This is a genomic window from Nocardiopsis protaetiae, from assembly GCF_045446735.1.
In the GTDB taxonomy this organism is placed as follows: Bacteria; Actinomycetota; Actinomycetes; order Streptosporangiales; family Streptosporangiaceae; genus Nocardiopsis; species Nocardiopsis protaetiae.
The window spans coordinates 1-3841 of record NZ_JBJJBV010000429.1 but is presented as its reverse complement, the minus strand read 5'-3'; the positions used below and the strand labels follow the sequence as shown (position 1 = coordinate 3841).

General features: G+C 71.8%; 4 protein-coding genes. All 4 read right to left on the bottom strand.

Going from position 1 to position 3841, the window contains the following annotated elements; all coding sequences use genetic code 11:
- Positions 1–143 precede the first annotated feature (143 nt).
- A complete protein-coding gene (locus ACJOT3_RS33330; RefSeq protein ID WP_406977118.1) occupies positions 144–1277 on the bottom strand; it encodes an ABC transporter substrate-binding protein in 1134 nt (377 codons plus the stop codon).
- Between the two features lie 363 nt (positions 1278–1640).
- Entirely contained in the window at positions 1641–2615 is a 975-nt protein-coding gene (locus tag ACJOT3_RS33325; protein ID WP_406977117.1) for a LysR family transcriptional regulator, read from the bottom strand.
- A 163-nt stretch (positions 2616–2778) separates the two neighbouring features.
- Positions 2779–3039 (bottom strand): type II toxin-antitoxin system RelE family toxin, encoded by a 261-nt coding sequence (locus tag ACJOT3_RS33320; protein ID WP_406977116.1) that lies wholly within the window; start codon positions 3037–3039, stop codon positions 2779–2781.
- Complete coding sequence (locus ACJOT3_RS33315; protein ID WP_406977115.1) at positions 3032–3283, bottom strand: type II toxin-antitoxin system Phd/YefM family antitoxin; 252 nt, start codon at positions 3281–3283, stop codon at positions 3032–3034. Before ACJOT3_RS33315 ends, ACJOT3_RS33320 begins: the two co-directional genes overlap by 8 nt.
- Positions 3284–3841: the final 558 nt, after the last annotated feature.

Sequence of the window (3841 nt, the reverse complement as noted above, 5' to 3'; positions counted from 1 at the left end):
CGCCGCCCACAGGGCCACCAGGACCGCCAGCGGGGCCACGAACCAGGTGAGGTCCGCGGCCCACGACCCGGTGCGGCCGCGGCGTGGAACGGCCGCACCGGGACGGGGCACCGCCGGGGCCGTGCCCCGGGCGGGGGATGCGCTCATACCGCGCACGAGTTCTGTGCCACCTCGCGGATGAACGTGTAGTCGGCGTCGATGCGGGCCGCTTCGGGCACCTCGGTCAGGTCGGAGAACAGCTCCGGGTGGTTCGCCTCCACCGACAGGATCGGGCCGGGGGCGAACAGCTCGTTGATGTCGAAGTCGTACTCCAGCACCTCCTGCTCCTCCAGGAGGAGGGCGACGGTGTCCACCGCCAGGTAGTTGCAAGAGGAGAAGCGGCCGTCGAGCTGCTCGACGTTGTGCTCCATGGCGGCCAGGGCGACCTCGGGGTCGGTGCCGGTCAGCCAGCGGGCGGCGGAGTCGGCGGCGTCCTCGGGGTTCTTGCGGATCCACTGGTCGGTGGCGGCGCGGGCGGTGAGGAAGGCCTCGACCAGCTCCGGGTTCTCCTCCAGGTACTGCGGGGTGGTGACGATGTACCCGATGAAGGGGATGTAGCCGCCGCCGCGGACCACCTCGTAGGAGCCCTCGACCTGGTCCTGGATGGTGATCGGCCAGGGGTCCCAGATGACGGCGGCGTCGACGCCGCCGGTCTCCAGGGCGACCGGCATGTCCGGCGGGGCGGTGTTGACCAGGTCGACGTCCTCGGGGTCGATCCGCAGGTCCTTGAGCAGGCCGAGCAGGTACAGGTGGTTGATCGACCCGAAGGTGGTGCCGATGGTGGCGTCCTTGAGGGTGGACAGGTCGTCGGGGTCGATGTCGGAGCCCTCGGCGGCGACGATCGCGGCCGTCTCGTCGACGCTGCGCTGGACGGCGGAGCCGGTGTAGTTGCCGATCAGGGCCAGCTCGACGCCTTCGCGGGCAGCGGCCAGGGCGGGGACGCCGACCTGGATGATGTCGACCTCTCCCGCGGACAGGGCGTTGATGGCGTCCACGCCGGTGGGGAACGGGTCGGCGAGGGTCACGTCCAGGCCCTGCTCCTCGAAGAGGCCGAGCTCGGTGCCGACGGGCAGGCCGATCTGGTCGATGGCCGAGACGTAGCCGGCGTTGAGGGAGCCGCTGACGGGCTCGGCCGCGCCCTCCACCGCGTCGTCGACGGTGGCTCCGCCGGAGCAGGCCGTGGCCAGCAGGACGAGTGTGCTCGCGAGGGCGAGGGGGGCAAGAGGGGGTCGGGGCATGGGACAACTTCCGGTTCGCGTGACCGAACACCCTCGCGCGGGCGCACGGGGACTCACGCGTCCGCGACCGAACGGGGGCGGGGGCCGCCCGGGCCGGCGGGGCGCGACAGGGCCGGAACGCAGGGGGTCGGGGAAGGGACGGGGGCGGGCGCTGGTGCGGGGTCCGGGCACCGGGGTGACCGCAGGCCGCATTCGGTGGATCGTCCCGGGTCGCGTCCGATCAGGCACGCTCCCCGGCGCGGATCCTCTTCTCGCGCCGTCGCCCACGACCGTACCGAGATACCGGTGAGACCGTTAAGAGCGATTCCCTTATGGGGATATAAGGAGGCCGAATACCACCGACGCTGACGTGCGGACGGGGGCTCAGCGGGGCCTGGGGACTTCGCGTCGCGCACCCGCTCTATTCGGAATCCGAATGGTACCCTCGGGCACTTTTCTTTCCGAGATCTCCTTGAGGACGATCCGCGCCGCCGGGGTGAGGGGGCGGGTGGAGTCCCAGCAGACGGCCACGCCGCGCTCGGGGGCCCCGGCCAGCGGCCGCACCCGGACCCCGGTGGTGTCGGCGGTCCGGGCCGCCAGCCAGTTGGTGACGCCGACGCCGATCCCCTTGGCGACCAGGGACACCAGGGTCTGGGGCTGGTTGGTGGCCTGGACCGGCTCTATGGCCAGCCCGTGGTCGCGGAACACCTGGTAGGTCTCGAACTCGGAGGTCTCCGGGGCGTCCAGGCGGCCGATCGAGACGATGGGGTGCGCGGCCACCTCCTCCAGGGGGACGGGGTCGGGGACCAGCCCCAGCGGGTGGTCCTCGGCGTGCACGACCACCAGGGGCTCGCGCCACAGCGGCAGGCAGGTGACCGATTCCGAGACCGGCCGGGGGAGCAACGGCCGCAGGTACAGGTCGACGTCGCCGGCGATGAGGGCCTCGTCCAGTTCCAGGGTGGCCCGCTCGGCCAGGATCACCCGGATATCGGGCTCCCGGTCGGACAGGTCGCGCAGCAGGTCGGGGACGAACGCGGCGCTGACGCTGGGGTAGGAGCCCAGGGAGACGATGCCCAGGGCGCCGCCGCGCCAGGGGGCCATCGCGGATTCGGCCTCCTCCAGGGCGTGGAGGACGTTGCGGGCCTGCACGGCCAGGGCCGCGCCCGCCTCGGTGAGCCGGACCGGGCGCTTCTTGCGGTCGAAGAGGGGCTGGCCGATCTCCCGTTCCAGCGCCGCCACGTGCTGGCTCACCCGGGGCTGGGACCGCCGGGTGGATTCGGCCGCGGCGACGAAACTCCCGGCGTCGATCACGGCCAGGAAGGATACGAACCATTCAAGTCGTATGTCCGTATCGAGCATGCGGATTCGCTCCCCTATGAAGTTGTCGCTGGGGCTGGTGTTACGCAGGATACAAAACGCGTATACAACCTTAAACAGCGCGTAACCCACAACGCCGCGAACCCGGTCCCCTTTCCCCCGGGACTATTGGTTTTCCTGATCCCCCGCCCCCGTCTCTCCGCCGTCAGTCGTAGACCGTCGACCGATGGTCGACGTGGACGACCACGACGATCAGCCTCCCTTGGTCCACCGTGTAGATGATGCGGTAATCGCCCACTCGCAGGCGCCGATGCCCCCGCACACCCACCAAAGCCGTGGTGCCGAACGCGAACGGGTCGGCCTCCAACTCCGCGAGCTTGCGGAGGATGGCCATGGCCTGTTCACGAGGCACCTTTCGCAGTTCGACCTGCGCCTCGATCTTGAAGACGGTGACGTACTTACTCATCCCGCTCCAAGGTCTCGGCCATGACCTCGGCAAGAGAGACGGTCGGAGAGTTTCGGCGCTCCTCGATGAGTCTGCGCAACTCCTCCTCGTCACGCCGCCTTGCCTGCTCCAGGACCTCCATCGGCACGAAGGCCCCAACGGCCTTGCCATTGCGGGTAACGACCGTGGAATCGCCGGCTTTGGCCCGGTCGATGGCTTCGGAGAGGTGGGCACGGAACTCACGGGCAGAGAGAGTCTCAGTCATGCACCCAGTGTAAGAAATATTCATTGTGTACACAACAGAATCAGAGTACACAAGGGCGGCGGGGGCGGGTTCCAGGCCCGCCCCCGCCGCGGGGGCGCCGTGCGGTCAGGCGAACGGCGCCCCGCGTCGCGGCCGGTGCGCCGGGCCGGTCCCACGGCCGGGTCGCACCACCGCGACGATCGGGGCCCACCGCCCGGCGGGGCGGCGGGGTCCGCGGCACGGCCGCGGGGTGCCGCCCGGGGGCGGCGGGGGTCCCGCGGCCGGGGAAGGGCCGCGGAGTCGGTCGCGGCGAGGCCGCGGGGGTCGGGGCCGTGGCATGTCCACGGCGGTCGGGCCGCGGCAGGGCCACGGCGGGTGGGCCGCCGGTCCGGGGAGCGGCGGGGCGGGGGTCCGCGGCCGGGGCGGGGTCCCGGGGTTCGGCGTCCCGGCCGCGGAGGTGGGGGCGGGACCCGCGGCTCGGGGGAGCCGCGGGCCGGGGGTCAGGACCGCGGTCGGGACGGGGACGAGGACTCCGACCGCGGGGTCATGGGGTGTCGGTGCGGGCGGCCGAGCGGACCG

Coding starts and splice junctions, on each gene's coding strand:
- ACJOT3_RS33330 (WP_406977118.1), bottom strand. CDS start 1,277: ATGCCCCGACCCCCTCTTGCCCCCCTCGCCCTCGCGAGCACACTCGTC.
- ACJOT3_RS33320 (WP_406977116.1), bottom strand. CDS start 3,039: ATGAGTAAGTACGTCACCGTCTTCAAGATCGAGGCGCAGGTCGAACTG.
- ACJOT3_RS33315 (WP_406977115.1), bottom strand. CDS start 3,283: ATGACTGAGACTCTCTCTGCCCGTGAGTTCCGTGCCCACCTCTCCGAA.
- ACJOT3_RS33325 (WP_406977117.1), bottom strand. CDS start 2,615: ATGCTCGATACGGACATACGACTTGAATGGTTCGTATCCTTCCTGGCC.